Genomic DNA, 1,142 nt, shown 5'->3' with positions numbered 1-1,142 from the left:
CCCTCACCCCCAACCCCTCTCCCCCAAAAGGGGGCGAGGGGAGTTCACCAACTCCGGCGGCGGGACTTGAACTCTTCGCAGGCGGGTTCCCCTCACCACCACACCCGCGTGCGCACGGCGTCGATTAGGTCGTGGAGCCAGACGTAACCGATTGAACGCTCCCCGCAGCGGATGCGGGCAACGACCGTCGCCCCGGATCGTGTCTGCACGTCGGAGCCGCCGTCGGCGTTCGGGGGCGCCGTGATGGGAGCGAACACGCGGACGCTGGGTTCCACCCCGCCCGCTCCGGCGCCCGCGGGGCCGGCGGCGTGGGGTTCGACCGTCGGGTCGATCCGATCCGCGGTCGTACGGTAAGTCGGACCGGGGTCCGCGGCGAGGAGATAGGTCACGGGTAATGCGAGCGGTTCCTCGTTCTCCCCATCGTCCGTGTGCTCTGCGGCGGCGTCCAGCAGCGGGCCGGCGTGACGGTCGGGAACGAACAACTCCAGCCGCCAGGGGCCGGCGGTGTCGGCGACGGTCATCAGCCGTGCGCCGCGGGGTACGGGGCGGCCGGGGAGTCGCTCGGCGAGGCCCCACGTCAGCACCCGGCCGGCGATCGGGCTGGTCACCGTCAGTTCCTCCCGCTGGGCGTCCAGCAATTCCGTTTGCACGGCGAGGTGGGCGAGGCGTTCGACCAGTTCCCGCTCCTCCGCCGCCAGCCGACCGGCGTCGCCGCCGCCGGAACCGGCTTCGGCCGTCACGCCGGCGGCCCGCTCGGCCCGGACGGCGGCGAGGCGTTGCTCCGCGGTGTCCGCTTCCCCGGCGAGTTCCTCGGCCCGCAGTTCGAGCGTCGGATCGGCCAGGATCGCCAGCACGTCGCCGGCCTCGACCGGGCTGTCGTGACGCACCTTCAACTCCCGCACGATGCCGTCGCGGGGGGCGAACACGTCGCGGGAGACGGTCGGCACCAAGCGTCCGCGGGCCGTCACGTCGAAGGGCGCCCGGATGAGAATCAGCGCCGCGATCGCCGCGACGATCGCGGTCGCCAGCGGAACGGTCCACGGCAACCGCGAACGTCGCAGCGGCGCCGCGAGCCAGTGCAACATGCGTCCCAGCGGGCCTCGGCGGGCGGCGCCGCTGCGACGTTCGCGGTTGCCGTGGAC

General features: G+C 73.3%; 1 protein-coding gene. It reads right to left on the bottom strand.

From position 1 onward, the window contains the following. Positions 1-92 precede the first annotated feature (92 nt). A partial coding sequence (locus tag LzC2_RS21485) for an efflux RND transporter periplasmic adaptor subunit (protein ID WP_171190063.1) occupies positions 93-1,142 on the bottom strand: 1,050 nt, incomplete at its 5' end.

It is taken from the genome of Alienimonas chondri, assembly GCF_013036045.1.
In the GTDB taxonomy this organism is placed as follows: domain Bacteria; phylum Planctomycetota; class Planctomycetia; order Planctomycetales; family Planctomycetaceae; genus Alienimonas; species Alienimonas chondri.
This window is presented reverse-complemented; position numbering and strand designations above follow the sequence as displayed.